Source organism: Pseudoduganella rivuli (assembly GCF_009674485.1).
GTDB lineage: Bacteria > Pseudomonadota > Gammaproteobacteria > Burkholderiales > Burkholderiaceae_D > Rugamonas > Rugamonas rivuli_B.
The window spans coordinates 287,651-313,162 of record NZ_WKJJ01000003.1; the positions used below are offsets into that span (position 1 = coordinate 287,651).

Genomic DNA, 25,512 nt, shown 5'->3' on the forward strand with positions numbered 1-25,512 from the left:
GGACGGCGATACTGGCTGCGCATTGCAACCTTATTCACTACGCATCAAAGGAATCCTCATGAAAATCATCGTTATCGGCGCTGCCGGCACCATCGGCACGGCCGTCGTGGAAGAACTGGGCCGCCGCCACGACATCGTCGCCGTAGGTAAGTCTCGCGGCCAATACCAGGCCGACATGACCGATTACGCGCAAGTGCAGGCGCTGTTCGGCAAGGTCGGCAAGGCCGATGCCGTGGTCGTGGCCGCGGGCATCATGGCGCTGGAACCGCTGGCCGGCATGACGCCGGAGCGTTTCCGCGTGGGCCTGAACAGCAAGCTGATGGGGCAGGTTCATGTCGCGCTGGCGGCCCAGCATGCGTTGAACGATGGCGGCTCGATCACGCTGACCAGTGGCATCGACGTGTACCACCCGATCCGTCATGCGGCCAACGCCGTCACGTCGAATGCCGCCGTGGAAGGTTTCGTGCGCGGCGCCGCCATTGAGCTGGCGCGCGGCATCCGCATCAACGCCGTCACGCCGGGATTGCTGACGGAATCGAAGGAAGCCTACGGCCACCTGTTCCCCGGCTTTGAAACCGTGCCGGCGCGCAGGGTGGCGCTGGCGTATGCGCGCAGCGTGGAGGGGGCGCAGACCGGGCAGATTTACAAGGTCTGGTAAGGCAACGGCACCTCCGGCCCGAAGCGCTCCAGCATGAACTCGATAAACGTCGCCAGCTTTGGCGTGGGTTGCCGGTCGCGCGGGTAAATCAGATGCATGGGGCGGGGCACCGGCAGGCAATCGGCCAGCACAGGCACCAACCGTCCGGCCGCGATATCCTGCGCCAGCAATAATTCCGCCTGCATCACGAGGCCGAAGCCATTGAGCGCGGCCATGCGCAATGCCTGGCCGCTGCTGGAGCGGAAGCGGCTTTCACGGGGCCGCGCCGCGCTGCGCTCGCCATTGGCTTCGCGCAGGCGCCAGCGCATTTGCGGCGTCCATTGCATGAAGTCCAGGCATTCGTGTTGCGCCAGGTCGGCCGGCGTACGGGGCACGCCGTGCTGTTCCAGGTACGCGGGCGACGCGCAAATCACCATCGCATAGGGGCGCAACGCCCGCGCCACCATCGCGGAATCCTCCAGGTCGCCGATGCGGATGGCCGCGTCATAGCCTTCGTCGACCAGGTCGACCACGCGGTCGTTCAAATTCAAGTCCAGGCTCACTTCCGGATGCGCGCGCAAATAATCCGTCATGGCGGGACTGACCCATTCGCTGCCGAACGACACGGGCGCCGTGATTTTCAGCTTACCCCGTGGCGCCGCCCGCATGGCTTCCGCGCCGGTTTCCGCCTGCCGGATTTGCGCCAGGATGGCGCGGCACTGGTCCGCGTACTGGCGGCCGATTTCCGTCAGGCTCTGGCGGCGCGTGGTGCGCGTCAGCAGCCGCGCGCCCAGCAGGGATTCCAGCGCCTTGATGTGCTTGCCCACCATGACGGGTGAAATGCGGAATGCTTCCGCCGCCTGCGTAAAACTGCCCGCGTCGACGGCCGCGACAAACACTTCCATGCTGCGCAATTTATCCATGATTACAAATCCATAGTTCGGAATGTTGTAAATCCTAACGCATTTATTCTTTTTGTGACGGAAGCGATACTGGCTGCACTTCACCCACACCTGAACACTTCAAGGAGAACAGCATGAAAGTCATCGTTATCGGCGCCACCGGCACCATCGGCAAAGCCGTCGTGGAACAACTGGGCAAGCGCCATGAAATCGTCACCGTGGGCAGCAACAGCGGCCAGTACCAGGCGGACATCAGCGATATCGGGCAAGTCCGCGCGCTGTTTGAGAAAATCGGCAAGGCCGACGCCGTGGTGGTGACGGCGGGTGCGCTGGCGTTCGCGCCGCTGGCCGACTTCACGCCGGAACAAATGCGGGTGGGGCTGGACAGCAAATTGATGGGCCAGGTCAACGTGGCGCTGGTGGCGCAGCATGCGTTGAACGATGGCGGCTCCATCACGCTGACCAGCGGCAGCGTATCGGAGCTGACGATCCGCAACGGCGCCAGCGCTTCGCTGGTCAATTCCGCGCTGGACGGTTTTGTGCGCGGCGCGGCCATCGAACTGCAGCGCGGCATCCGCATCAATGTCGTCAGCCCGACGCTGCTGACGGAGTCGCTTGAAGCGTATGGCGAATACTTTATCGGCTTTGAAACCGTGCCGGCCAGCCGCGTGGCGTTGGCATATAGCCGCAGTGTGGATGGCGCGCAGACCGGGCAAGCCTATAAGGTCTGGTAAGCGGCTGGACACAATGTCACAATTGGCGCCTTTCCACTTTCCACAAGAAAGGCGTTCAATGAAAAAACTGCTGCCCCTGCTGCTGGCCGCCATCGGTACTGCCGTTACAGCGGCCCCTGCGACTGTCGGCGAATTGCAAGCCATGACCAAACGTTTCGCGCCCGTGGCGCTGAAGGCGGATGCGTCGAAACTGTCGGCCGGCGACAAGAAAGCCATCGCCAAACTGATCGAAGCGGCCAAGGTCATCGACGTGCTGCAACTGCGCCAGCGCTGGGCCGGCAATGAAGCCCTGTGGGCGGCGCTGAAAAAGGACAAGACGCCGCTGGGCAAGGCGCGGCTGGACTACTTCTGGCTCAACAAGGGGCCATGGTCGATCATCGATGGCAACACGTCGTTCCTGCCGCAGCACGTCGGCGGCGTGACGGTGCCGGACAAGAAACCGGAAGGCGCGAATTTCTATCCGGAAGGCAGCACGAAAGAAGCGCTGGAAACGTGGATCAACGGCTTGCCCAAGTCGGACAAGGAACAGGCGCAGTGGTTCTTCACCACCATCCGCGCCGGCGCCGACATGAAGTTCAAGACCGTCAAGTATTCGGATGAATACAAGCCGGAACTGGACAAGCTGGCGAAACTCTTGAAGGAAGCGGCGGCCGCCACCGACAACGCGTCGCTGAAAAAATTCCTGGAATTGCGCGCCGACGCGTTCCTGTCGAACGATTACCTGGCGTCCGACTTTGCGTGGATGGACCTGGATTCGCCGGTCGACGTGACGATCGGCCCGTACGAAACGTATAACGATGAACTGTTCGGCTACAAGGCGGCGTTCGAAGCCTATGTCAGCATCCGTGACCAGAAGGAAACCGACAAGCTGAATTTCTTCGCGCAGCACATGCAGGAACTGGAAGACAACCTGCCGCTCGATGCGCAATACCGCAACCCGAAGGTGGGCGCGCTGGCGCCGATGGTGGTGGTCAACCAGGTGTATGGCGCGGGTGACGGCAACATGGGCGTGCAGACCGCCGCGTATAACCTGCCCAACGATGAGCGGGTGATCAGCCAGCGCGGTTCCAAGCGCGTCATGCTGAAGAACGTGCAGGAAGAAAAATTCAAGGCCACCCTGACGCCGATTTCCAAACTGGTGCTGCGTCCGCATGACCAGAAAGACCTGGACTTCGATTCCTTCTTCACGCACATCCTCGCGCATGAAATCATGCACGGGCTGGGGCCGCATGCCACCACCGTCAATGGTCAGCCGTCGACGCCGCGCCAGGATTTGAAGGAAGCGTATTCCACCATCGAAGAGGCGAAAGCCGACATCACGGGCCTGTATGCGCTGATGCACATGATGGACAAGGGGCAACTGAAAAACTCGCTGGGACAGGGCGAGGAAGCCGAACGCAAGCTGCACACGACGTTCCTGGCGTCGGCGTTCCGCACGCTGCACTTCGGGCTGACGGATTCGCATGCGCGCGGCATGGCGATTCAGGTCAATTACCTGCTGGACAAGGGCGGCTTCGTGTCGCACGGCGATGGCTTGTTCTCCGTGGATTTCAAGAAAATCAAGCAGGCCGTGCTGGACCTCGACCGTGAATTCCTCACCATCGAAGCCACCGGCGACTATGCGCGCGCGAAGGACATGATGACCAAATACGTGGTCATCCGTCCGGAAGTGCAAAAGGCGCTGGACAAGATGAAGACCGTGCCGAACGATATCCGTCCGTCATTCCCCACGGCGGAAGCGTTGTTGAAGCGGTAAGTTTGGGATGTAAGCTGTTGTCGCTTGTTCTATAAAGTATTGATTTTACAAGGAAATATTTTGTAACAGCTGCGGCAATCTGCTTACATCTTAACGATAGGCATGTATAGTTTCTTCGAGGAGAGACATCATGCTGAAACCCGCTACCTTGCTGTTGACTGCGTCATTTGCCTTGCCATCGGTGGCATCGGCCGCCCAATTGACGGACATGGAAACGCGCTGGCTGCAAGCCGGCGCCGCCGTGCTGGCCTATGCCAAGGGACAGTTGAAGTTGCCGGTCGATATCGTGGTGCAGCCGCAGGCGGCGCCCGGCGCGGTGCCGCTGGCCATGGGTTTCGATGGCGGGCGCTGCAAGCTGGTGTTTTCCATGCGCGGCAATGACACGGCAGAAGACGTGTTGAAAGGCGTGCCGGCGGAGCGCCAGGCGCTGATGATCGAAGCCATGACGGCGCATGAGATTGGCCACTGCTGGCGCCATGCGCAGGGCAACTGGCATGCCGTGCCGGCGGGTTTCCAGGAGCGCGCCGCCGAGCCCGCCGCATCGCCGGAAACCGTCCGGATGACGCGGCAATTGCGCGAGACGCGCCGCGAGGAAGGCTATGCCGACCTGGCTGCGCTGGCATGGATACAACAGCGCCGTCCCGCCGATTACCGCATCGTTTACCAATGGCTGCACCAGGTGCGCGAAGCGCAGCCCGACACCCATGTGTCGCACGACACCCAGGCCTGGTTGCAGCTGGCCACCGATGGCCATGTACTGGCTGGAAATTCACCGTTCGAACAGGCAAATTCCTTGTGGAATAAGGCGATGTTGTCCGCCGACTGAATCATTTTTATTGTTGTGCCAACGCTGCCGGACTATGTTGGGTAGCGTACAGAGCGCACTGCTTGTCAGGAGTTTAATGGTTGCGTACACCATCACTGAGGGAGGACGCACCATGAACAAATTTCTGATCCTGGCACTGGCTGGAGCTCTGAGCAATGCGTATGCGGCCGACAACGATAAGGCTGCCTACGATGCCGCGAAGGACAAGGCGACTGCCGATTACAAGGCCGCCAAGGCGCAATGCAAAAGCCTGAAAGGCAACGCTGAAGACATTTGCATCGAGGAAGCCAAAGTTGCCCGCGCCCGTGCCGAGGCCGATGCTGTGGCTCAGCATAAAACCGGCGATGTGAAGGACTTGCGCAAGGCCCGCGAAGACGTCGCGAAAGCTGAGTACGACCTGGCCAAGGAAAAATGCGACGACCAGTCCGGCAACGCGAAAAAGGCTTGCAAGCTTGATGCCAAGGCCGCCAAGGAATCGGCCATCGCCGACGCCAAGCGCGCAGATCCAACCCCGACCATCGGTGAACGCACGGCCGCCGCAGTCGACACCACCCGCGACCGCACCACTACCGCCGTCGACACCACCCGCGACCGCACTGCCACCGCCACCACCACCACTGCCACCGATGCAGCCCGTAACACCACCGCTGCCGCTGGCGACGTGATGAGCGACACCATGATCACCACCAAGGTCAAAGCCGACCTGGCTGCCGATCCAGCCGTGAAAGCCATGGATGTGCACGTGGAAACGGTGAAAGGCGTCGTCATGCTGAGCGGTTTCGTGCCATCGAAATCGGAAGCCGACAAGGCTGTGCAACTGGCGCGCGGCGTGAAAGGCGTGACGGAAGTGAAAAGCTCGATCCAGGTAAAAAAATAACGTGAAGTGATTTGACATTTTGCCCCGCCGCGTGCGGGGCAAAATTTTGGTTGTTTAAATTATGATCGTAATTTAAACTGCTCTGCATTCCCAAATGAATGGAGAGCGCCATGTTGTCTGCTGCCTTATCCGCCCGGCTGGAGCGCCGTGGTATCCACTATGCGTGGGTGATCGTTGCCGTGACGTTTATGACAGGCCTGGCGTCGTCGGCCGCGCTGGGGCTGCCGGGTGCGCTGCTGCAGCCGTTGTCCAAGGAGTTCGGTTGGAGCGTGGATGCGATATCTTCCGCGCTGGCCGTGCGCTTTGCGTTGTTTGGCTTGATGGGGCCGTTCGCGGCCATCCTGATGGAGCGGTTTGGCTTGCGCAACGTGGTGGCCACGGCGCTGGGGCTGATCGCCACCGGTTCGCTGCTGGCCACGCAAATGACGGCGTTCTGGCATCTGGTGGCGCTGTGGGGTGTGATGCTGGGCGTGGCGTCCGGCATGACAGCGCTGGTGCTGTCGGCCGTGGTGTCGAACCGCTGGTTTGAAACGCGGCGCGGCCTGGTGGTGGGCGTGTTGACGGCCAGCGCCGCCACCGGCCAGCTGGCGTTCCTGCCGGTGGGCGCGTGGCTGGTGCAGCAGTACGGCTGGCGCATGGCCGTGTGGCCCGTGTTTGTCGCCTGTGCACTGGTGGCGGTCGCCGCCTGGATGCTGATGCGCGACCGTCCTGCCGACGTGGGGCTGGCGCCATATGGCATGCCGGAGGGAGCGGCGTCCGCCGCGGCGGCGCCAGGGGCGGCGCGCATCACGTTTGGCACGCCGTTTGCCGTGCTCAAGGAAGCGGCCGCGCACCGCGCGTTCTGGCTGTTGTCCGGCACGTTCTTCATTTGCGGCCTCAGCACCAATGGCTTGATCCAGACCCACTTCATTTCACTGTGCGGCGATGCGGGGCTGGCCGCCGTGCCGGCCGCGTCGGTGCTGGCCATGATGGGCGTGTTTGATTTGTTCGGCACCATCCTGTCCGGCTGGCTGTCGGACCGCTATGACAACCGCAAGCTGCTGTTCTGGTACTACAGCTTGCGCGGCTTGTCGCTGCTATGGCTGCCGTATTCGGAATTCACGCTGTATGGCTTGTCGCTGTTCGCCATGTTCTATGGGCTGGACTGGATTGCCACCGTGCCGCCGACCGTGCGGCTGACGGCGGCCACGGTCGGGCGGGAAAAAGCGGGGATGGTGTTTGGCTGGATTTTCGCCAGCCATCAGCTGGGAGCGGCCGTGGCGGCGTTTGGCGCGGGCAAGGTGCGCGCCTTGCTGTTCACGTATGACCCGGCCTTGTTCGCGGCAGGCGCCGCGTGCCTGGTGGCGGCATTGCTGGCGCTGGCGGTACGCCGCACCCAGGTGGCAGCGGTGGCCCAGCGCAAGGCGGCTTAATTGACGCTGACGGCCATTTGCTGAACGGCGGTTTCATCGGGGCGGCGCGACACGGCGCGCGCATTGCCCCCTTTGGCCATCAGGTTTTCCCAGAAATCGCGCTCCACGCGGGCCGACGCGAGGCGGCCATAAGCCTGGCCATTGCTGTAGTGGATCGTTGCAGCCACCCACGCCTCATGCCGGGCTTTGACTTGCTGGTATTCGCGCGACGCGGCCAGCATGTCGTCCACATTCTGTTGTTGCCCCGCCGCAGCGCGGAAACAGGCGCGCCACGCTTTCAACGACTTCTCAACCCGGCGTACACTCTCGGTGGAAGTGGAGCGGGGTGGAAATTCCGGTTGCGGGCATTCCGCGTTTTGCCTGGGGTCGGTCTCAGCGCCCATCGCAAGGGCAGGGCTGCACAGGATGGCAGCGGATAACAAGACAGCAACCTGCTTCATCAGGACTCCCGCAGATAAGTGAGCGGCCATTTTAACTTGTCCGTACGGAAACTAAGTAATTTTTTTGTAACAGTAGCGTTCTTATATACTGTCGTCATTGTGTCGAATGGGGAGCGGCTGGATGAAGCGAGTATGGGTGAGCGCGGCCAGGGCGGCGGCGGTAGGCTGGGTGGCGATGTTGCCGGCAATGGCGCAGCCGCCCGAGTATCCGAACACGTCGGCGATGGGCAGTCTGGGCGACACCAATGCCGTGTGGTACCGCCAGTGCATGGCGGTCCAGCATGTCCAGCCGCCGGCGCGCGACTTGCCGGCCGCCAGCGCACTGCACGGCTTGCGCCATTGCGGCGCGCAAGACCGCTACTACGATACCCGCGAGCGCGTGGCCGCCAGTCCGCTGGCATGGGACCAGGTGCGCCATTGCGCCGTGGCCGAACATGATGCGGCGGTCCTGATGATGCTGTACGCGAATGGTTACGGCGTATCGCGCAACCACGAGCTGGCGCTGAAATATGCGTGCTCGATGCCGGCCGCGCCGGCGGAAATGGATGCGCGCGTGGCGCATTTGAAAGAGCGGACCGACCACCACGACCCGGCCGTTTTCGACCAGTGCGATGACGTCACCAGCAGCCATATGGGCACGTTTTGCGCGGCGATCCAGGAGCGCCTGGACAGCCGCGAACGCAATGGCAAGGTGGTTGCCATCATCAAGGCGTGGCCGCTGGCGCAGCAGGCGGTGGCGGCGAAATTGCAGGCCGCGCTGGATGTGTTCGCGGCCAGCCGCGCCGACCAGGAAACCGACATGAGCGGCGGCTTGCGCGCCGCGCTGGCGATCGAAGCGCGGGGTTTTGAACTGGACCAGTTTGCCCGCGATTTGCAGGAAGCGGAAAAAGGCCATTTGCCGCGCTACACGCCGCAGCAATACCAGCAGCTGGAACGCAAGCTGGGTGACGTATTCGAACGCTTGATGGAGCGCCGGGTAGGTCAACCTGGTTCGCATTTGGTGGGCCACGGCACCGTGACCAAGGATGGCGTGCGCATCACGCAGCAGGCGTGGCAGGCGTACCGCGACGCCTGGGTGGCGCTGGGGGCGGCGCGGTATCCGAACGTGGCGCCCCATGCATGGAAAGCGCTGCTGACGCAGCGCCGGATCGAACAGCTGGCGGAGTTCGAGTCCTGAACTCCGCCGTCGACGCCATCAGCGGCCGTCGTTCAGGTACTTGTTCAGCCAGCCGTGCACTTCGTTGTAGAAGTAGCGGCTGTTCTCACCTTTCAGGATCCAGTGGTTTTCATCGGGGAAGACCACCAGCTTGCTGGGCACATTGAGGCGCTGCTGGGTGGCGAAGTTCATCAGTGCATTGTTGACGGGCACACGGTAATCCAGTTCACCCACCGTGATCAGGATCGGCGTTTTAAAGCCGGTGCCCTTTTCATGGTTCCCCGCCTGCATTACCGGGCTTTGTTCGCGCCACACGGGCAGGTTGCTCCATACCGGGCCGCCCGCATTGACTTCGCGGCCATGGATGCTGTCGCTGGTGCCCCACTGCATGACGAGGTCCATCTCGCCCGCGTGCGACACGATGGCCTTGTAGCGCGTGGTGGTCGCCTGCAGCCAGTTGGCCAGGTGGCCGCCATAGCTGGCGCCGCCCGCGGCCAGTTTATTGGCGTCGATGAAGCTGTACTTCCTGATGGCTTCATCAACGGCCTGGTTGACTTCATCGCCCGGCCCCTTCAGCGGATCGAACTGGATCGAGCGGGCGAATTCCTCGCCATAGCCGGTGGAACCCTTGTAGTCCGTCAGCAGCACCACGTAGCCCGGCTTGGCCAGCAGGTGGTAATTCCAGCGCAGTACGAACTGGTCGCGCCACATGTTGGCGGCGCCGCCGTGGATCACGGCAAACAGCGGATACTTCTTGTTCGGGTCGAAGTTGGCCGGCTTGACCACCATGTTGTGGATCTGGCGGCCATCCGGCGTCTTGAACCAGAAGTGTTCCGGCGCCTGCCAGTCGATGGCGGCGGCCTTGTCCACGTTGAACGACGTCAGGCGCTTCGGACCCTGGGCCGTGAACGCATGCACTTCCGGCGGATTGACCGACGATTCCCAGACGCCAACCAGCGTCTTGCCGCCCACCGACAGCGAGTTGATGCTGCCCGTGGCGTGGTTCGCTTCGGTCTTCACATCGCCGCCCGCGTAATTCATCGAGTACAGCTGTTCCAGGCCCGCGTGCTCATACGTGAACAGAATGCGCTTGCCGTCGGCCGGCAGCACGTAGCGGGAAATCGAGCGGTCCAGCGACGCGGTCAGCACCTTGCGCTGCAGCGACGTGGCCGGCCACGCAAAACTGGCCAGGCGGTCCAGGTCGTACACCTTGCCCGGCGTTTCATCCTGCGTCAGCGCGAACAGCGTCTTGCCGTCCGGCGCGAATTGCAGCGCGCCGTAGCTGTGCGTGTCCTTGGTCAGTTGCAGCGCTTCGCCGCCGGCGGCCGGCGCCACGAAGATTTGCGTGAAAGCGGAGGCGCGCGCCAGTTCGTCGCGGTTGGTCGACGCGGCAAACACGATGGCTTTGCCATCCGGCGCCCAGATCGCGTTCAGCGACTGGCCTTCGTCGCCCTGGCCGCCGCCGAAGCCCGGCATGGCGGCCAGCCTGGAATTGGCCAGGATGTCGCGCGGCACGGCGCCCGGTTCGGCATCCATGACGAACAGGCGCACTTTTTTATCGTCCAGCCACTTGTCGAAGAAGCGGGGCGGGAATGATTCATAGGCGCGTGCGCTGTACTTGCGGTCCTTGCGCTCTTTCGCCGCCTTCTTGATGGCTTCCTCGTCCGTCGCGCCAGGGAAGACGTCGGACACGAACAGCAATTGCTTGCCATCCGGGCTGAAGCGGGGCGAACGGGCGCCCAGGGTCAGCGTGGTCAGGCGCTGCGCTTCGCCGCCGCCCGCGATGTCGATGCGGTAAATCTGGCCCGCGTCGTCGCCGTCGCGCTTGGCGACGAACACCAGCGATTTGCTGTCCGGCGCCCAGTTCACGCCCGATTCGCCGCCTTTCGAAAAGGTCAGGCGGCGCGGCGCGCTGTCATCAAGCAGCGACTTGATCCACAGGTCGGCCCACTGCTCCTTGCTGTCATAGGCCGGGTCCGTGACGGAAAACACGGCCCAGCGGCCATCCGGGCTGACGGAAGGGCCGCCGATGCGCTTCATCAGCCACACGTCTTCGTGGGTGATCGCGTGTTTCGCGATGGTGGCGGCAGCCGTTCCTGCGGCGGCGGGCGCGGTGGCGCCGTTGGCCATGGCGCCCGTGGCTGCGGTCAGCAGCAGGGCGGTGACGGAGAGGGGGATCAGTTTCATGGTGACCTGTGGATAGGATTAAGCGATAAAGCGAAGCGGACTATGGTCAGATAAAACCTTGCTCGATGTCAATCAGCCATATGTTATGCAAATGTATCAGCCGGGCACGACTGTGGAAGTTGTCGCTTGAACCATGATAGGCTCGGGTATTGGTTGATTTTTCTTCATCATGATGCGCGTGTTCCTGCTTTCGCTGTTGCTGGTTGCTACTGCTTTGCCGCGCATGGCGATGGCGGCCGACGTGCCGAAACAGGTGCGCGCCTGCGCCGATACCAATGATTTCCCGCCCTATACGTACCGGTCCCGCAAGGAGGCGAAAGACGTCATGGGCTATAACGCCGATTACCTGCGGCAGTTGCTGGCGCCGCAGGGGCGCACGCTGAGCATTACGCAATTGCCATGGAAGCGCTGCCTGGCCGATACCATGGCGGGGCTGTACGACGTGGTGCTGGACGCGGCGGGCACGCCGGAGCGCCAGCGCCAGTTTCATCTGGCCCGGTCGCATTATGCGGTGACGCCGATTATCCTGTTCGACCGGCGCCGTCCGCCGCCGCCGGTGGCCAATCCGAACGAACTGACCCAACTGACGCGTTGCGAAGTACTGGGCTGGGACTATTCCGGCGCCGGGGTGACGGCGGCCAGTGTCCCGGTTTCCGCGCCGACGACCGCAGCCAGCGCGCTCAACATGCTGCGCGCGGGACGCTGCCAGGTCATGCTGTACGACCTGGAATTGCTGCATGGCTTGCAGCTGGTTGGCGACGATGCGCTGGCGGAGGGGCTGGATTACCGGCCGGTGTCGTGGGTGCCGACTTACCGCATGCACGTGGGTGTCAGCCGCAAGGTGCCTTATGCGTGGGATTTGCTGCGCATGCTGGACCGGGGTGTCGAGCGCATGGAACAAGAGGGCGCCGGCGCGCGCATCCTCGCGCGTCATATTCCACATTGATCCGGGCTTTGTTGCATCGGCGTCATGGCGCCGGGCTTTTGGCTGCACCTTGGCGAGCCCAGGCGTACCATGGACCACTTACTGCCATGAGTGGAGTTGCCGATGCGCGGGATGCTGCCGGGGAAATCCATCGTTGCCGTTGCGCTCGGTGCGGGTGTTGCCGCGACTGGCGCACAAGGCGCCGGACCGCTGGAAGCGGGACCGGCCGCAGCGGCATCCGTGCCGGTCGTGGTGGTGAGCGCACGCAAGCGCGATGAAACCATTATCGACGCGCCGCTGGCCATCACGGTCTTCAGTGAACAGGCGCTGGCCGATTACGGCATCCGCAACTTCGCCGACTATGCCATTGACATCCGCCCCTCCATGAACGCAGGGGATTCCTTCGGCGCTACGCGGTCATTTGCGTAGTCGCTACGGTGGGTTCCTGCTTCATCGAGCAGCCCGACTGCGCCAACTCTCCACAGGCTAAAACGCGATGTCCTCGCGCTAAAACGTTGATCGCGCCGACCACATCGGCGTGATTTTTATAGCCGCAATCGACGCACAGGAATTGCGCCTGCGTCCGCCGATTGTCTGGCGAGACGTGGCCACATGCCGGACACGTCTGGCTGGTGTGGTGCGACGGCACGGCCAGCAGCATGCCACCGTTCCATGCCAGCTTGTAGCCAAGCTGGCGGCGGAGTTCGCCCCAGCCCTGATCCAGGATGGCACGATTCAGGCCGCTTTTCTGGCGCACCTTGCTGCCGGGCTGTTCGACCGTTCCCTTGGCAGACCTGGACATGTTTTTAACCTGCACATCTTCAATACAGACAAGCGCGTGGTTTTTGCTGATCGTCGTTGAGGTTTTGTGCAGGAAATCCTTGCGGGCGTTGGCGATGCGGGTGTGCATCTTCTGGACGCGAGCCTTCGCCTTTTTCCAATTGCTGCTGAACTTGACTTTGCGGCTCATGCGGCGCTGGTAGCGCGCCAGGCGCCGCTGGTGCTTTTTGAAGCTGTTGAGAGGCGCGATGAAAGCGCCATCGCTCATGGTGACGAACCGGGCGATACCAACATCGATGCCGATGGCCGTCGTCACCGTGGGCAACGGCTGTTCGACTTCGCATTGCGTCTGGACCGCCACGTACCATTTTCCGCCCGACCGGCTAACGGTCACGTTGCGCAGTTCGCCTTGTACGCGGCGGCTGTTGCGGTAGCGCAGCCAGCCAAGCTTGGGCAGGAAGATACGGTTGTTCGCTTCGTCAAGCCTGATTTGCTTCGGGTCCGGATAGCGGAAGCTGTCGCCGCAGCCTTTGCGCTTGAAGCATGGGAAGCCGGCCCGCTTCTCGAAGAAGTTTTTGTATGCCTTTTCCAAATCCTTCAAGGCATGTTGTAGTGCCTGGGATGGCGCTGCCTTGAGCCACTTCATGCCAGCTTCGCGCTTCCAGACCGGCAAATTTGCCGCCATCGCCACGTAGCCAATGAACTTGTTGCCTTGGGCGTGGTTGTCCTTCTGCATCGCTAGCGCCTTGTTGTAGACGAATCGGCACGACCCGGCGAAACGGCGCATGTCGCGTGCCTGCTCGCCGGTTGGCATTAGTTCGTATTTGAAGGCTTGGAGGCGAATCATACTGTAATTATATACAGCACTGCGCTCCAAGCAAACATGACGCAACTGGCAATGGGCGGCTGCGCCGTCCGCGCTTACATCACCGGCATGAAGGCCGATGTTTTACGCGCACCGGATAAAGTGCCCGGCCTGTCGTACGGCTAGGCACTCGGACGCTTCCGGTGCCGCCATAATGGAGACGCTCCGAGAAGGCTTTTCAAAAGCAGGCATCGTTAAGGACTGAGGAGTGCGCATATCCCTGCTCGAATCCAAACTCAAGAGGGCGGCACAAACGCAGCTAGGGTAACTTTCGCCCATCTGCATCGCGGCTTTGTGATATCTTTCCACAAGGTAATTCGTAGGGGCTTTTTCAGATGAGCGATTCCCAGGTAATGCAGTCCCCAACTGTCGTTGCCTTTCGTGGCTGGTGTTTGACGCCGGTCACGTCATCGAAGTAGGAACCGGCATGCGGGCGCAGCGTTTTCCCGCCGTATGCAAGAGCGATCTGGTGAGCATGCTGGCCATGTTCGACATCCTTCCGAAAGTGCAGGCCGCAATCGCCGGAGACCCTAACCCATTTGCGCGACCGGGAAAAGTTCTTCGCGGAGCGTCTACCGGCTTTCCAGAAAAAATATTCCACCTTGAGCTCGCTCAGCGTTGGGGCGACCGTCTAGCGCCATTGACGCTTTCTACTGGCAGCCCGTTAGCTCGGGAAGGTAGAGAGCCCCGTTGCATATTCCAATCTGAAAAGCTCAGGCCTCGCTGCGGTGGGTTACGATGCTGTCTTGCCACGACCACAGAAATTGCCCGATGATACCGAATGATTTCCAAGCTATTTCAGAACTGGATCTGCAACGCCTTGTCGATTCGGGGATTCCCGAAAACCTGACACTTGAATACAAGCGAGCGCTCCCATCTGGCCAAGGAGAGGAAAAGTACGACCTCCTAGCTGACTGGACTGCGATGGCTAATACCGAGGGGGGCGACATTCTGTACGGCGTTGCAGAGGACAAAGGCCTGCCTATCGAGTTGGTCGGTTTGGAAATACCTGATCCGGACCAGCTCAAGCAATCCTTGCTGAACAAGATTCGCGACGGGTCCGAGCCGCAGTTGGCCGGTATCCAGATCAGGTCTATCCCGCTGTCGTCAGGCAAGAGCATTCTTCTCGTGAGGATCGCAAGGAGTTGGAACGCACCGCACCGAGTTGTCCTCTCCAAACACGGCCACTTCTACGCGCGCAACGCGGCCGGAAACTATCAGTTGGACGTGGCAGGACTCAAATCCGCATTTGTCGCCTCCGAAAACATCGGGAATCGAGTGGCGGAGTTTGTGGCGGACCGGCTTGCGCGATTGGGGGCGAACCGTGGCCCCGTCCATATGGAGGACATTGGCCTCATGGTGCTGCACCTCGTACCGTTGTCGGCATTTTCGTTGCCAGGGCACGTGCGCTTAGGGCTAACGAAAACGAGCGTCGCGGAGTTCAGGATGTTTGGGACCGTGCTGGGACAGTCCAGATTCAATATTGATGGCGCAGTCGTGTCCGACGGCGCGCCTACCGGGAATTACTCGTACACGCAGGTTTTCCGGCACGGGGCCGTGGAATCCGTCATGGCATGTGTCAGCCCGCCCAATGAGCCAAAGACCTTGTACGGCAAGTACATGGTCAATGAAATCGTCAGCAGCGTCGGGAACTTCAAGAACTGCCTTGCACGGCTCAATGTTCAACCGCCATTCGTTGTATCCCTGGCGTTCCTAAACGTCAAAGGTTACCGCCTTTTGACGGGCTCGATGTATGACGCAATAAATAGAGACGTGCTCCCGGACGATTCCGTGCTGCTGCCGGATATCTTGATCCAAGCAGAGGATTTTGCGGCGCACACGGCTCTGAGACCATTGTTTGACGTGCTGTGGAATACCTTCGGCAAAGAAGCGTGCCCATACTATGCTGCCGACGGCACGCTCAACGCAAACGCTTGAACTTGGAGTGTGTAGGAATGCAGATGTGGAAAATATTACCCAAGTGGGTAATATTTTTCATATGAGGACGCAAAAAAGGGTTTCGCGCCGAAGCGGGAAACCCTGTTCTGTACTGCTAAATTCGGTGGTAGGCCGTGCGGGATTCGAACCTGCGACCAACGGATTAAAAGTCCGCTGCTCTACCAGCTGAGCTAACGACCCGAAAGAGGCCGTATTATATACAGGTCAAAACTGGGTTGCCAAGTGTTTTTTGTCACGTTGCCGTCATATCAGCGACGACGTGACTTTCAGCACTTCATCGGAACTGGTGGCGCCTTCGAGGATCTTGTGGGCGCCCGCGATACGCAGCGGCTTCATGCCGTCGGCGATGCTCTGGCGGCGCAGCGCCCCGATGTCGGTCTCTTCCTGTACCAGTTTGCTGAAGTTTTCCGTCACCGTCAGCAATTCATAAATGCCGGTGCGGCCACGGTAGCCGGTCTGGCGGCACTCGGGGCAGCCGACCGGGCGGTACACGGTGGCGGGCTTGGGCAAGTCCCAGCCGCCGACAATGGCTTGCCACACTTCGTCGCTGATGGCGCCATCGGGCGCCTTGCAGTCGGGGCACAGCGTGCGCACCAGGCGCTGCGCCATGATGCCGATCAGCGTGGCTTCCAGCAGGTAGTACGGCACACCGAGTTCCAGCAGGCGCATGACGGCCGATGGCGCGTCGTTGGTGTGCAGGGTCGACAGCACCAGGTGGCCCGTCAACGCGGCCTGGATCGCCATCTCCGCGGTCGCCAGGTCGCGGATCTCGCCCACCATGATGATGTCCGGGTCTTGCCGCATCAGCGCCCGCACGCCATCGGCAAACGACAGGTCGATGCCGGGCTGCACCTGCATCTGGTTGAACGACGCTTCCACCATCTCGATCGGGTCTTCCACCGTGCACACGTTGACTTCCGACGTGGCCAGCGCCTTCAGCGTGGTGTACAGCGTGGTGGTCTTGCCGGAACCGGTGGGACCCGTGACGAGGATGATGCCGTGCGGCCGCTTGGTCAGCAGGTCCCAGCGCGCCGCATCGTCATCCGGGAAGCCCAGTTCCGGCAGGGTTTTCACGACGACTTCCGGATCGAAGATCCGCATGACGAGCTTTTCGCCAAAGGCGGTCGGCAACGTCGACAGGCGCAATTCGATTTCCTGGCCGCCCGCCGTGCGGGTCTTGATGCGCCCATCCTGCGGGCGCCGTTTTTCAATCACGTCCATACGGCCCAGCAGCTTGATGCGCGCCGTCATGGCGATCATGACGACAGCTGGAACCTGGTACACCTGGTGCAGCACACCGTCGATGCGGAAACGGATGGTGCCCATGTCGCGCTTGGGTTCCAGGTGGATGTCCGAGGCGCGCTGCTCGAACGCGTATTGCCACAGCCAGTCGACGATATTGATGACGTGCTGGTCGTTGGCGTCGACCTGGCGGTTGGCCTTGCCCAGTTCCACCAGCTGTTCGAAATTGTTGCGCAGCGCGAGGTCTTGTCCGGTCGACTTGTTGGCCTTCTTGATGGATTTCGCGAGGCTGAAGAATTGCGACGTGTATTGCGCGATATCGAGCGGATTGGCAATCACGCGGCGAATGATACGCCGTGAAATCTTGGCGATTTCCGCTTCCCACTCGAGAGCAAAAGGATCGGCGGTGGCCACCACCAGCGTGTCCATCGTCATTTCCACCGGCAGGATATTGAAGCGCGCCGCATAGCTGGCGGACATCACGTCGGCCACTCGGGTGAAGTCGATCTTCAGCGGGTCGATCCGGTAGAACGGCAAGTGCACGTGGCCCGCCAGCCATTCCGTCAAATAGTCGAGCGTCAGGTGCTTGTGCGGCGGGGCGGTCGACACCAGCTTGCAGTGCGCGACAGCGCACAGCGGGTGCATGGCGCCGACCGTGTTGCGCAGGATACCTTGCGCCTGCGCGAAGTGGGCTTTGACATGGGCCTTGTCGACCAGGCCGTCCGCCAGCAGCCAGGTGAAAATTTGTTGCAGGTCGAGTGCTTTATTCATCTGGCGCTGGTCTCCTGGTCAGTCTTTTTTCAGGCTTTGCTCTATGCCTTTGACCCACGACTTGGCGGGCAGCTTGGTCTGCGCGACGATTTGCGCGGCACGCACCTTCAGTGCCGCCATGTCCAGCGCGCGCTTTTGCTTGAACGCGATCGCCACCACGTTGCCATCGTGGACCGGCGGCAGGCACAGCACCTGGCCGAATGCGAATTTCATGGCCTTGATGTTTTTCGCATAGCTGGGGTGATCGCCGAACAGGTTGACCGTCATGATGCCGTCATCGGTCAGGCATGCCGCGCACGACTCGTAAAACTCCGGCGTGTCGAGCACGGGGCCGCGCGCGGTGGCGTCATACAAATCCACTTGCAGCACGTCCAGCGATTCATAGTTGGCTTTGTCGTTGACGTAATCCATCGCGTCCATTTCCAGCACGTGCAGGCGCTCGTCGTCGGGCGGCAGCTTGAACATGGACTGGCAGATCGCGATCACGTGCGGGTTCAGTTCCACGGCCGTGACATCGGCTTGCGGAAACTGTTTATAACAAAATTTGGTCAAGGTGGCCGTGCCCAGGCCCAGTTGTGCGATGCGGTGCGGCTCGGCCAGCCACAGCAGCCACGCATTCATTTGCTGCGCATATTCCAGTTCCGGCCAGTCCGGTTTGCGGATGCGCATCGCGCCCTGCACCCATTCGGTACCGAAATGCAGGTAACGCACACCGTCCTGTTCCGACAACGTGACCGGGGCGAATTTCGGCTTGCGGGCTTTCGCCGGCGCCTTGGCGCCTGGTTTCGCCGACGCAGGGCGCGACGATTCGACTTTTTCGATGGATTTGCGTTTGATGAGCATGGGGGACGGCGAACAGGGATGATCGCCGTATTATCCCGCGCCGGCTTGCAGCATGGCAAGCCGACCGGGAAGGAGGCGGGTCAATTCAGGATCGGATCGACTTGCACGCGCAGGCGCACGCGCTGGCCCGGATCGTATGGCATGACGATGTTGTACGTACGGCCTCGGTAATCGTACGACACGTCGTAACCATTAGTACGTTCTTCGACGTGGTCGACCATGCGGCACTGTTTCACGGCCTGCTCGGTCACCCCGCCTGGCTGCACGTTCTGGTTGTCGACCCGGTCGCCCACCACGGCGCCGGCAATCGCGCCGGCGGCGGCGGCCGCCGTGCGGCCATTGCCGCGGCCCACCTGGCTGCCCAGCAGCGCGCCCGCGATACCGCCGACGATGGAACCGCCCGCGCTGCGTTCGGCCTGCTGCTGTACCTGGACATATTCAGTGCGGCACTCCTGGCGCGGGCGGTTGACTTGTTCGATCCGTGGTTGCACCCGCACTACGCGGCCGAAGTCCTCGAAGTCGGGACGTTGCGCCTGCGCCATGGGCAAGGCGCCCAGGCAGAGAAGGGAAGCGACGAGTTTGGTTTGCAGTTTCATGGTGTTACCTCTTGATCAAGTCGGACACGAGTTGTATTGAAGTATGGTAATCCTGCACCCGCTTAATAGTTGCAACTGATAGCAACAAAATGTAACCAAGGGCAGCGTTGATAGCGCCATCATGCGCGCATCCATTCCGAGGAAATGTTCTATTTCTAACAAAACAGCCGTGTGATACCACAATCGTGTTGATTAGAGACATACAACACGTTACCCTAACAAGTGTATGGAATTAGATTGACAGAGAGAAACGTTTACCGCCGCGGGCATCCAAAAATATATGAGTTTGTTGACCACTGTGCCGCCCAATCTTGTGCAGTCGATCCGGGCTTTCCGGGTACCGGAACTGCAAGACGAAGCAGTCCGCCTTGGGCAGCATTTCCTGTATGCCCATTGCAATGCGGGCTTCACCAAGCAGCAAGTGCTCGGCATCATTGCAGAATCCTTCCTCTTTCCCAAACCGTGCGGCAAGAATTTCGAGGCATTGCGGGTGTGCCTGACCGACACCATGCAGCAGGCCGGCCCGCAAACCGGGTTCCTGGCCGTGCTGGAACAATTGCCGAATACACAAAAGTTCGACCGCGAAGCGCGCGAAACCCTGCTGGACGTGTTCCGCGATGCGGCCGATTACTGGGCTGAAAAGAACGTCCCGTTCCGCGTATTTTACTCGTTCGAATAGCGCTTGCCGGCGATGGCGGCGGCCCCGCGGCGGCGGCGTCGTGGTTCGCCGGTGGTCTGATGCGGCCTTAACCGGTACAATAGAGGGTTTTTGATGTCCTCTTTAGTGACCCGATGAAAAACATCGTCATCCTCATTTCCGGCCGCGGCAGCAATATGGAAGCCGTGGTGCGCGCCGCCCAGTCCGAACAATGGCCTGCCCGTATCGCTGCCGTCATCAGCAACCGCGCCGATGCGGGCGGCCTGCAATTTGCCGCCAGCCATGGCATTGCCACCGCCGTGGTGTCGAACAAAGATTACCCGTCGCGTGAAGCCTTCGACGCGGCGCTGCAAGCGGAAATCGACCGGTTCGAACCTGACCTGGTGGTGCTGGCCGGCTTCATGCGCATCCTGACGCCGGGCTTCGTCGCTCACTATGAAGGCCGCATGCTCAACATCCACCCGTCGCTGCTGCCGCTGTTCCCGGGCTTGCATACGCATGAACAGGCACTGGCGTCCGGCGTGAAGGAACATGGCGCCACCGTGCACTTCGTGACGGCGCAACTGGATCACGGCCCGATGGTGGGCCAGGCGAAGGTCGAGGTGCTGGAAGGCGACACCCCCGAAACCCTGGCAGCCCGCGTGCTGGTGCAGGAACATCAGTTATATCCGCGCGCAATCCGCTGGTTTGTGGAAGACCGGCTGACGATTGCCGACGGCAAGGTCTTGATCGACCAGACTCAATAAAGGAACACCTATGCGATTGCCACCAATGGTTCTCGCCAGCACTGAAGAAGTGTTGCGCGAGATTTTGCGCTTTACCGCGCCGGCCGACACGACGTTGTCGCGCTATTTCAAAGACCACCCGCGCCTGGGCGGACGTGAGCGCGGCGCCATCGCCGAGTGCGTCTATGCCGTATTGCGCAACAAAGCCTTCTTCACGGATTTCTCGGCCTCGGGCAGCGGTCCTGACATGCGTCGCCTGGTGTTGCTGGGCATGATGGATGCCGTCGGCGTTGGCGCCCTGCCGAGCCTGACGCCGGAAGAAGCCGCCTGGCTGGAACGCGCAGCCAATATCGACCGCAAGCTGTTGCACAAATCGATGCGTTCGAACATGCCGAAATGGCTGTACGAAAAGCTGGTGGCCCAGTTCGGCGAAGAGGAAGCGCTGGCGCTGTCCGATGCGCTCAATACGCCGGCGCCGCTGGACTTGCGCGTCAATGCGCTGAAAGCCAACCGCGACGACGTGGTGGCGGAACTGGCGCAAGCGCCGATCGTGGCCGAGCCGACCCCGTTCGCGCCGCTGGGCCTGCGCGTGCTGAAGAAACCGGCGCTGCAAAACTTGCCGCTGTTCAAGAGCGGCGCGATTGAAGTGCAGGACGAGGGCAGCCAGGTGCTGGCCCAGATCCTGGGCGCCAAGCGCGGTGAAATGGTGGTGGACTTTTGCGCCGGCGCGGGCGGCAAGACGCTGGCGCTGGGCGCGCAAATGCGCAATACGGGCCGCCTGTATGCGTTCGACGTGTCGGAAAAGCGCTTGGCCAAGCTCAAGCCGCGCCTGGCGCGCAGCGGCCTGTCGAACGTGCACCCGGTCCTGATTGCGCACGAGCGCGACGCCAAGATCAAGCGCCTGGCCGGCAAGATCGACCGCGTGCTGGTCGATGCGCCTTGCTCCGGCATGGGCACGTTGCGCCGCAATCCGGACGTCAAATGGCGCCAGCAGGAAGGCGCGATTGCTGAGATGCATGACAAGCAACTGGCCATCCTGGATGGCGCGGCGCGCCTCGTCAAAGGGGGCGGTCGCCTGGTGTATGCGACGTGCAGTTTCCTGAACGAAGAAAACGACAACGTGGCGGCAGAATTCGTGGCCTCGCACCCGGACTTCGAACTGGTGCCGATGAGTAAAGTCCTGGCGGAACAGAAAATCGCGCTGGAAATGGACGATTACCTGAAGCTGTTGCCGCACAAGCATCAGACGGACGGTTTCTTTGCCGCCGTCTTCGAGCGTAAGAAAATGGCGAAACCTGCCAAGGCCGCCGAGACGGATGATGCGGACGACGCTGAATAAGCGCACCAAGCCGGCCTAGCGCCGGCTTTTTTTTATTTGCTCGACATTTCGGGGCCTGGCCCCAAAAGTGCTATGAATGATGCAAAATTCATAGCATATTTGGGGCCAGGCCCTGACAACCGATCATTGCTGATGAAACAAGAACCACTGAAAAACCTGATTTCCGATTTGTTGAACGATATGCGCGACCCGGGCCTGATGTGGCAATTGGGCGCGCTGGCGGCGGCTATCCTGCTGGGCTGGCTGATTTCCAGCCAGTTGCGTGCCCGCGTGGCGGCCCGGGTGACGGCCGCGGCGCCGGAAAGCGGCATCGCGCACTTTGGCGCCGAGAGTTTTTCCCGCGTGGTCGGACCGCTGGCCGTCGTGGCGGTGTTATTCGGTGCGCAGCTGATCCTCGGGCAATGGCAAAAAGTGCATTTGCTGAAGGTGGCGGTGCCGATCGTCATGTCGCTGGTGGTGATCCGCTTTACGTTTGTCTTGTTGCGCCGCATTTTTGCGCGCCAGGGGCAGATCGGCCAGACCATTTTGACGTTTGAAAAGATTTTCCAGTTGCTGGTGTGGGCCGGCATGGTGTTGTACATCACGGGGACCTGGGGCGACCTGTATCAATACCTGGACCAGACGCTGCTGCCGCTGGGTAAGCACAAGGTATCGATTGCCGACATGCTGGGCGCGGCCGTGTCCGTGGTGCTGATGCTGATGCTGGCGCTGTGGGCGGGCGCGGTATTGGAACAGCGCCTGATGAGCGTGGAATCGATGCACTCGAGCTTGCGCGTGGTGATGGCGCGCTTCGGCCGCGCCGTGCTGATTGTCGTGGCCGTGCTGCTAAGCTTGTCGGCAGTGGGCATCGACTTGACGGTGTTGTCCGTCTTTGGCGGTGCGCTGGGCGTGGGCCTGGGCCTGGGTTTGCAAAAGATCGCCAGCAATTACGTATCTGGTTTCATTATCCTGCTGGACCGCAGCCTGACGATTGGCGACATGATCACGGTGGATAAATACAGTGGGCGCGTGTTGCAGATCAACACCCGTTATACGGTGCTGCAGGGGCTCGATGGCGTGGAATCGATTGTGCCGAATGAAATGCTGGTGTCGGGCGCCGTGCAAAATTCCACGCTGACCAACAAGAGTGTGTTGCTTAGTGCCAAGGTCTCCGTGGCCTACGATACCGACCTGGACCTGGCGTTGCGTTTGCTGGAGGAAGCGGCCCTGTCGGTCGAGCGCGTGGTCAAGGAGAAGGCGCCGTCCGCCAACCTGGTGAGTTTCGGCGCCGATGGCCTGGACTTGCAAGTGAACTGGTGGATTGCCGATCCGGAAAATGGCAAAGGTGGCGTGATTTCCGACGTGAACCGGGCGATTTGGAAACTGTTGCAGGAACACCGTATTTCCGTGCCATTCCCGCAACGGGAAATGCGCATTATCGGTCCGGCAAGGTTGCCGGAAGGTCCATGAGGCCGCGCATGTCGCCTAAAAAATAATCAGTTCTGTCCGGCAATGCAACCGCAGGCAGGTGGATTCAGCGTACAATATCGCCCATCATGAGAAGTCGCGCCTGTTCAATTTGGACAGTTCGCGAACGATTTTCCCCCTACCTGGAGCAGTAATGATCCCTAGTTTACAAGCGGTACTGGCCTTCCTCGATACGGGCCTGATGGGCCTTTCTGGTTGGCAAGTTTTTGCCTATACCATGGTGGTGACGCATATCACCATCGCCAGCGTGACGATTTATTTGCACCGCCATCAGGCGCACCGCGCGCTCGAATTGCATGCGATTCCTTCCCACTTCTTCCGTTTCTGGCTGTGGCTGACGACCGGCCAGGTGACCAAGGAATGGGCGTCGATTCACCGCAAGCATCACGCGAAATGCGACACGGAAGAAGATCCACACAGCCCGGTTACCCGCGGCATTAAAAAAGTATTCTGGGAAGGCGCCGAACTGTATCGCGCTGAATCCAAAAATAAGGAAACGCTGGAGAAATATGGTCACGGCACGCCGAATGACTGGATCGAGCGCAACCTGTACACCAAATACAGCGCATTTGGCGTTGCCGCTTTGCTGGTGGTAAATGTCATGCTGTTCGGCGTGATCGGTATTACTGTGTGGGCCGTGCAAATGCTGTGGATTCCCGTGACGGCTGCCGGCATTATTAATGGTATCGGCCACTACTGGGGTTATCGCAATTACGATTGCGCCGATGCCGCCACCAATATCATTCCATTCGGCCTGATTATCGGCGGGGAAGAACTGCACAATAATCACCACACGTTTGCCACGTCGGCAAAATTGTCGTCGAAATGGTATGAGTTCGATATTGGCTGGTTCTATATCCGTGTATTGGAAACCCTGGGCCTGGCGAAAGTGAAGAAAGTCGCGCCGGAACCAAAATTCCAGAAAGGCAAAATGCAAGCCGACCTGGAAACGCTGCAATCCGTCATTGCCAACCGTTATGACGTGATGGCGAAATATGCGAAGTCGGTTAAAGCGGCATGGAAAGATGAAATGCAGCATTTGAACAAAGCCGAACTGGAAGCCCGCTTCCTGAAGTCGTCGCGTAAATTGCTGCAGCGTGAGCCCGCCAAACTGGAAGCGCCGCAAAAGCAGCAATTGGTGGAATTGTTCGAGCACAGCAAAGTACTGGAAACCATGCACAATATGCGCGTGGAACTGGGCGTCATTTGGGAACGTTCGCATTTCACCCGCGATCAATTGCTGGCCAAGCTGCAAGACTGGTGCGACCGCGCCGAAGCATCCGGCATTAAATCGCTGCAGGAATTCTCACTGCGCCTGCGCAGCTACGCATAAAGCGACTAGCGTCATTCAGTTGTACCCGAAACGGCCCGCAAGGGCCGTTTTTATTTTGTCCCGTTCTATCGCCCGTCCCCCCCCCCCGATGGGCAAATTCCGCCCTGTTTAAGCCAATACTTGGCGCGATCATGCTCATATCTTACTTAAACTACGGTTAAATGCCCCGCGTTTTACCATTGCCTAAGCGCATCGTTCTGCTACCATGAAGGCATTGCATTTTTGGAAATGGAGAAGATATGCAATTCAAGTGGATTAAAAAACTCGTGCTGGCGATAGTCGCCATCATCGTGTTATTCATGCTGACGCCATTCGCGATTGTCCCGGCCGGACATCGCGGTGTATTAACCACGTTTGGCAAACCGTCGGCACAGGTTTATGACGAGGGATTGCATTTCCGTTGGCCGCTGGCGCAAACCATGCATTTGGTGGGCGTGGCGATTGAAAAAGGCGAAGGCGAGGGCGATGCGGCATCGCGCGATTTACAGCGCGTGAAGACCCGGATTGCGATTAATTACCATGTGAAACCCGAAGCTGCCGTGACGGTGTATCGCGACCTGGGTAATCAGCCCGGCGACCGGATTATCGTACCGGCCGTGCAGGAAGCCGTTAAAGCCGTAACGGCCCGTTATACGGCGGAAGAATTGATTTCCAAGCGTGCCGTGGTGCGGGACGATATTGTGGCGGCATTGCGGGAACGGATGTCGCGCCATGGTTTAGTCATCGATGAATTCTCGATTATCAATTTCAACTTCAGTAAAACCTTTGACGAAGCGATTGAAGCCAAGACCACGGCGGAACAGTTGAAGATGAAAGCAGAACGGGATTTGCAGCGGATTGAAGTGGAAGCGCAGCAGAAAATCGCCCGCGCCAAAGCGGAAGCGGAAGCATTGTCTTTGCAGCGCCAGCAAGTCACGGCGGAATTGCTGCGTTTGCGTGAAATTGAAAACCAGGCGAAAGCCATCGAGAAGTGGGATGGTAATTTGCCGACGACGATGGCGGGTGGCGCCTTGCCATTTATTAATTTACCCACCAAGCAGTAAATGGTCAGCCAATAAAAAAGCCGCTCGATGAGCGGCTTT

At 60.4% G+C, this 25,512-nt stretch carries 23 protein-coding genes and 1 tRNA gene; 16 read left to right on the forward strand and 8 right to left on the reverse strand.

The features are described 5' to 3' along the window. The first annotated feature begins 58 nt into the window (after positions 1–58). On the forward strand, positions 59–658 hold the full coding sequence (locus tag GJ700_RS06130; protein WP_154371770.1) for a short chain dehydrogenase: 600 nt from the start codon (positions 59–61) through the stop codon (positions 656–658). Here the strand turns inward: GJ700_RS06130 and GJ700_RS06135 are convergent. Beyond that, positions 643–1,560, reverse strand: coding sequence for a LysR family transcriptional regulator (locus tag GJ700_RS06135; protein WP_154371771.1), 918 nt, complete (start codon positions 1,558–1,560; stop codon positions 643–645). The genes GJ700_RS06130 and GJ700_RS06135 overlap by 16 nt on opposite strands. A 41-nt stretch (positions 1,561–1,601) precedes the next feature. Between GJ700_RS06135 and GJ700_RS06140 the strand changes: the two genes are divergently transcribed. The 5 genes from GJ700_RS06140 (at position 1,602) to GJ700_RS06160 (ending at position 7,144) form a co-directional block, all read left to right on the forward strand. Further along, positions 1,602–2,273: a short chain dehydrogenase gene (locus tag GJ700_RS06140; protein ID WP_371867861.1), complete on the forward strand. Its 672-nt coding sequence runs from the start codon at positions 1,602–1,604 to the stop codon at positions 2,271–2,273. A gap of 58 nt (positions 2,274–2,331) precedes the next feature. Next, positions 2,332–4,029 carry a dipeptidyl-peptidase 3 family protein gene (locus GJ700_RS06145; protein WP_154371773.1) on the forward strand — a complete coding sequence of 566 codons (1,698 nt, stop codon included), beginning with the start codon at positions 2,332–2,334 and terminating at the stop codon, positions 4,027–4,029. 130 nt (positions 4,030–4,159) lie between these two features. Beyond that, positions 4,160–4,855 (forward strand): hypothetical protein, encoded by a 696-nt coding sequence (locus tag GJ700_RS06150; protein WP_154371774.1) that lies wholly within the window; start codon positions 4,160–4,162, stop codon positions 4,853–4,855. A gap of 112 nt (positions 4,856–4,967) precedes the next feature. After that, positions 4,968–5,732, forward strand: coding sequence for a BON domain-containing protein (locus tag GJ700_RS06155; protein ID WP_229506833.1), 765 nt, complete (start codon positions 4,968–4,970; stop codon positions 5,730–5,732). A 110-nt stretch (positions 5,733–5,842) separates the two neighbouring features. After that, positions 5,843–7,144: an MFS transporter gene (locus GJ700_RS06160; protein ID WP_154371775.1), complete on the forward strand. Its 1,302-nt coding sequence runs from the start codon at positions 5,843–5,845 to the stop codon at positions 7,142–7,144. Here GJ700_RS06160 and GJ700_RS34930 read toward each other — a convergent pair. After that, entirely contained in the window at positions 7,141–7,425 is a 285-nt protein-coding gene (locus tag GJ700_RS34930) for a hypothetical protein (protein ID WP_195763797.1), read from the reverse strand. The genes GJ700_RS06160 and GJ700_RS34930 overlap by 4 nt on opposite strands. Before the next feature lie 280 nt (positions 7,426–7,705). On the opposite strand from GJ700_RS34930, the gene GJ700_RS06170 reads away from it, so the two are divergent. Beyond that, positions 7,706–8,761: a lysozyme inhibitor LprI family protein gene (locus GJ700_RS06170; RefSeq protein WP_154371777.1), complete on the forward strand. Its 1,056-nt coding sequence runs from the start codon at positions 7,706–7,708 to the stop codon at positions 8,759–8,761. A gap of 18 nt (positions 8,762–8,779) precedes the next feature. On the opposite strand, the gene GJ700_RS06175 is transcribed toward GJ700_RS06170, so the two are convergent. Beyond that, a complete protein-coding gene (locus GJ700_RS06175; protein WP_154371778.1) occupies positions 8,780–10,927 on the reverse strand; it encodes an alpha/beta hydrolase family protein in 2,148 nt (715 codons plus the stop codon). A gap of 169 nt (positions 10,928–11,096) precedes the next feature. On the opposite strand from GJ700_RS06175, the gene GJ700_RS06180 reads away from it, so the two are divergent. Together GJ700_RS06180 and GJ700_RS06185 are read left to right on the forward strand one after the other, a co-directional pair. Continuing rightward, positions 11,097–11,873: a substrate-binding periplasmic protein gene (locus GJ700_RS06180; RefSeq protein ID WP_154371779.1), complete on the forward strand. Its 777-nt coding sequence runs from the start codon at positions 11,097–11,099 to the stop codon at positions 11,871–11,873. Positions 11,874–11,975: 102 nt separating this feature from the next. Continuing rightward, the gene (locus GJ700_RS06185) at positions 11,976–12,281 is read left to right on the forward strand and encodes a hypothetical protein (protein ID WP_154371780.1); all 306 of its coding nucleotides are present in this window, start codon (positions 11,976–11,978) and stop codon (positions 12,279–12,281) included. Here GJ700_RS06185 and GJ700_RS06190 read toward each other — a convergent pair. Continuing rightward, positions 12,262–13,479: an RNA-guided endonuclease InsQ/TnpB family protein gene (locus GJ700_RS06190; protein WP_154371781.1), complete on the reverse strand. Its 1,218-nt coding sequence runs from the start codon at positions 13,477–13,479 to the stop codon at positions 12,262–12,264. The two genes, GJ700_RS06185 and GJ700_RS06190, sit on opposite strands and share 20 nt — an antisense overlap. Positions 13,480–14,268: 789 nt before the next feature. Here GJ700_RS06190 and GJ700_RS06195 point away from each other — a divergent pair. Next, positions 14,269–15,435: an AlbA family DNA-binding domain-containing protein gene (locus GJ700_RS06195; RefSeq protein WP_195763798.1), complete on the forward strand. Its 1,167-nt coding sequence runs from the start codon at positions 14,269–14,271 to the stop codon at positions 15,433–15,435. Positions 15,436–15,560: 125 nt separating this feature from the next. Here GJ700_RS06195 and GJ700_RS06200 read toward each other — a convergent pair. The 4 genes from GJ700_RS06200 to GJ700_RS06215 all read right to left on the reverse strand — a co-directional run bounded on the left by GJ700_RS06200 (position 15,561) and on the right by GJ700_RS06215 (position 18,908). Beyond that, positions 15,561–15,636: transfer RNA gene (locus GJ700_RS06200), tRNA-Lys, on the reverse strand. Between the two features lie 63 nt (positions 15,637–15,699). Next, complete coding sequence (gene tfpB / locus GJ700_RS06205; RefSeq protein WP_154371783.1) at positions 15,700–17,469, reverse strand: type IV pilus assembly ATPase TfpB; 1,770 nt, start codon at positions 17,467–17,469, stop codon at positions 15,700–15,702. 18 nt (positions 17,470–17,487) lie between these two features. Further along, positions 17,488–18,312: a spermine/spermidine synthase domain-containing protein gene (locus GJ700_RS06210; RefSeq protein WP_154371784.1), complete on the reverse strand. Its 825-nt coding sequence runs from the start codon at positions 18,310–18,312 to the stop codon at positions 17,488–17,490. A gap of 80 nt (positions 18,313–18,392) precedes the next feature. Further along, positions 18,393–18,908: a glycine zipper 2TM domain-containing protein gene (locus GJ700_RS06215; protein ID WP_154371785.1), complete on the reverse strand. Its 516-nt coding sequence runs from the start codon at positions 18,906–18,908 to the stop codon at positions 18,393–18,395. Positions 18,909–19,188: 280 nt separating this feature from the next. On the opposite strand from GJ700_RS06215, the gene GJ700_RS06220 reads away from it, so the two are divergent. The 6 genes from GJ700_RS06220 (at position 19,189) to GJ700_RS06245 (ending at position 25,473) form a co-directional block, all read left to right on the forward strand. Beyond that, complete coding sequence (locus GJ700_RS06220) at positions 19,189–19,587, forward strand: barstar family protein (protein ID WP_154371786.1); 399 nt, start codon at positions 19,189–19,191, stop codon at positions 19,585–19,587. Between the two features lie 113 nt (positions 19,588–19,700). Further along, complete coding sequence (gene purN, locus GJ700_RS06225) at positions 19,701–20,312, forward strand: phosphoribosylglycinamide formyltransferase (protein WP_154371787.1); 612 nt, start codon at positions 19,701–19,703, stop codon at positions 20,310–20,312. Positions 20,313–20,322: 10 nt separating this feature from the next. Continuing rightward, on the forward strand, positions 20,323–21,630 hold the full coding sequence (locus tag GJ700_RS06230; protein ID WP_154371788.1) for an RsmB/NOP family class I SAM-dependent RNA methyltransferase: 1,308 nt from the start codon (positions 20,323–20,325) through the stop codon (positions 21,628–21,630). A 132-nt stretch (positions 21,631–21,762) separates the two neighbouring features. Beyond that, the gene (locus tag GJ700_RS06235; protein ID WP_154371789.1) at positions 21,763–23,079 is read left to right on the forward strand and encodes a mechanosensitive ion channel family protein; all 1,317 of its coding nucleotides are present in this window, start codon (positions 21,763–21,765) and stop codon (positions 23,077–23,079) included. Positions 23,080–23,230: 151 nt separating this feature from the next. Beyond that, entirely contained in the window at positions 23,231–24,430 is a 1,200-nt protein-coding gene (locus GJ700_RS06240; protein WP_154371790.1) for a DesA family fatty acid desaturase, read from the forward strand. A gap of 239 nt (positions 24,431–24,669) precedes the next feature. Continuing rightward, entirely contained in the window at positions 24,670–25,473 is an 804-nt protein-coding gene (locus tag GJ700_RS06245; RefSeq protein ID WP_154371791.1) for a prohibitin family protein, read from the forward strand. Positions 25,474–25,512: the final 39 nt, after the last annotated feature.

Coding starts and splice junctions, on each gene's coding strand:
- GJ700_RS06240 (WP_154371790.1), top strand. CDS start 23,231: ATGATCCCTAGTTTACAAGCGGTACTGGCCTTCCTCGATACGGGCCTG.
- GJ700_RS06135 (WP_154371771.1), bottom strand. CDS start 1,560: ATGGATAAATTGCGCAGCATGGAAGTGTTTGTCGCGGCCGTCGACGCG.
- GJ700_RS06190 (WP_154371781.1), bottom strand. CDS start 13,479: ATGATTCGCCTCCAAGCCTTCAAATACGAACTAATGCCAACCGGCGAG.
- GJ700_RS06185 (WP_154371780.1), top strand. CDS start 11,976: ATGCGCGGGATGCTGCCGGGGAAATCCATCGTTGCCGTTGCGCTCGGT.
- purN (WP_154371787.1), top strand. CDS start 19,701: ATGAAAAACATCGTCATCCTCATTTCCGGCCGCGGCAGCAATATGGAA.
- GJ700_RS06195 (WP_195763798.1), top strand. CDS start 14,269: ATGATACCGAATGATTTCCAAGCTATTTCAGAACTGGATCTGCAACGC.
- GJ700_RS06245 (WP_154371791.1), top strand. CDS start 24,670: ATGCAATTCAAGTGGATTAAAAAACTCGTGCTGGCGATAGTCGCCATC.
- GJ700_RS06150 (WP_154371774.1), top strand. CDS start 4,160: ATGCTGAAACCCGCTACCTTGCTGTTGACTGCGTCATTTGCCTTGCCA.
- GJ700_RS06160 (WP_154371775.1), top strand. CDS start 5,843: ATGTTGTCTGCTGCCTTATCCGCCCGGCTGGAGCGCCGTGGTATCCAC.
- tfpB (WP_154371783.1), bottom strand. CDS start 17,469: ATGAATAAAGCACTCGACCTGCAACAAATTTTCACCTGGCTGCTGGCG.
- GJ700_RS06145 (WP_154371773.1), top strand. CDS start 2,332: ATGAAAAAACTGCTGCCCCTGCTGCTGGCCGCCATCGGTACTGCCGTT.
- GJ700_RS06130 (WP_154371770.1), top strand. CDS start 59: ATGAAAATCATCGTTATCGGCGCTGCCGGCACCATCGGCACGGCCGTC.
- GJ700_RS06220 (WP_154371786.1), top strand. CDS start 19,189: ATGAGTTTGTTGACCACTGTGCCGCCCAATCTTGTGCAGTCGATCCGG.
- GJ700_RS06215 (WP_154371785.1), bottom strand. CDS start 18,908: ATGAAACTGCAAACCAAACTCGTCGCTTCCCTTCTCTGCCTGGGCGCC.
- GJ700_RS06175 (WP_154371778.1), bottom strand. CDS start 10,927: ATGAAACTGATCCCCCTCTCCGTCACCGCCCTGCTGCTGACCGCAGCC.
- GJ700_RS06210 (WP_154371784.1), bottom strand. CDS start 18,312: ATGCTCATCAAACGCAAATCCATCGAAAAAGTCGAATCGTCGCGCCCT.
- GJ700_RS06180 (WP_154371779.1), top strand. CDS start 11,097: ATGATGCGCGTGTTCCTGCTTTCGCTGTTGCTGGTTGCTACTGCTTTG.
- GJ700_RS06235 (WP_154371789.1), top strand. CDS start 21,763: ATGAAACAAGAACCACTGAAAAACCTGATTTCCGATTTGTTGAACGAT.
- GJ700_RS06170 (WP_154371777.1), top strand. CDS start 7,706: ATGAAGCGAGTATGGGTGAGCGCGGCCAGGGCGGCGGCGGTAGGCTGG.
- GJ700_RS06155 (WP_229506833.1), top strand. CDS start 4,968: ATGAACAAATTTCTGATCCTGGCACTGGCTGGAGCTCTGAGCAATGCG.
- GJ700_RS06230 (WP_154371788.1), top strand. CDS start 20,323: ATGCGATTGCCACCAATGGTTCTCGCCAGCACTGAAGAAGTGTTGCGC.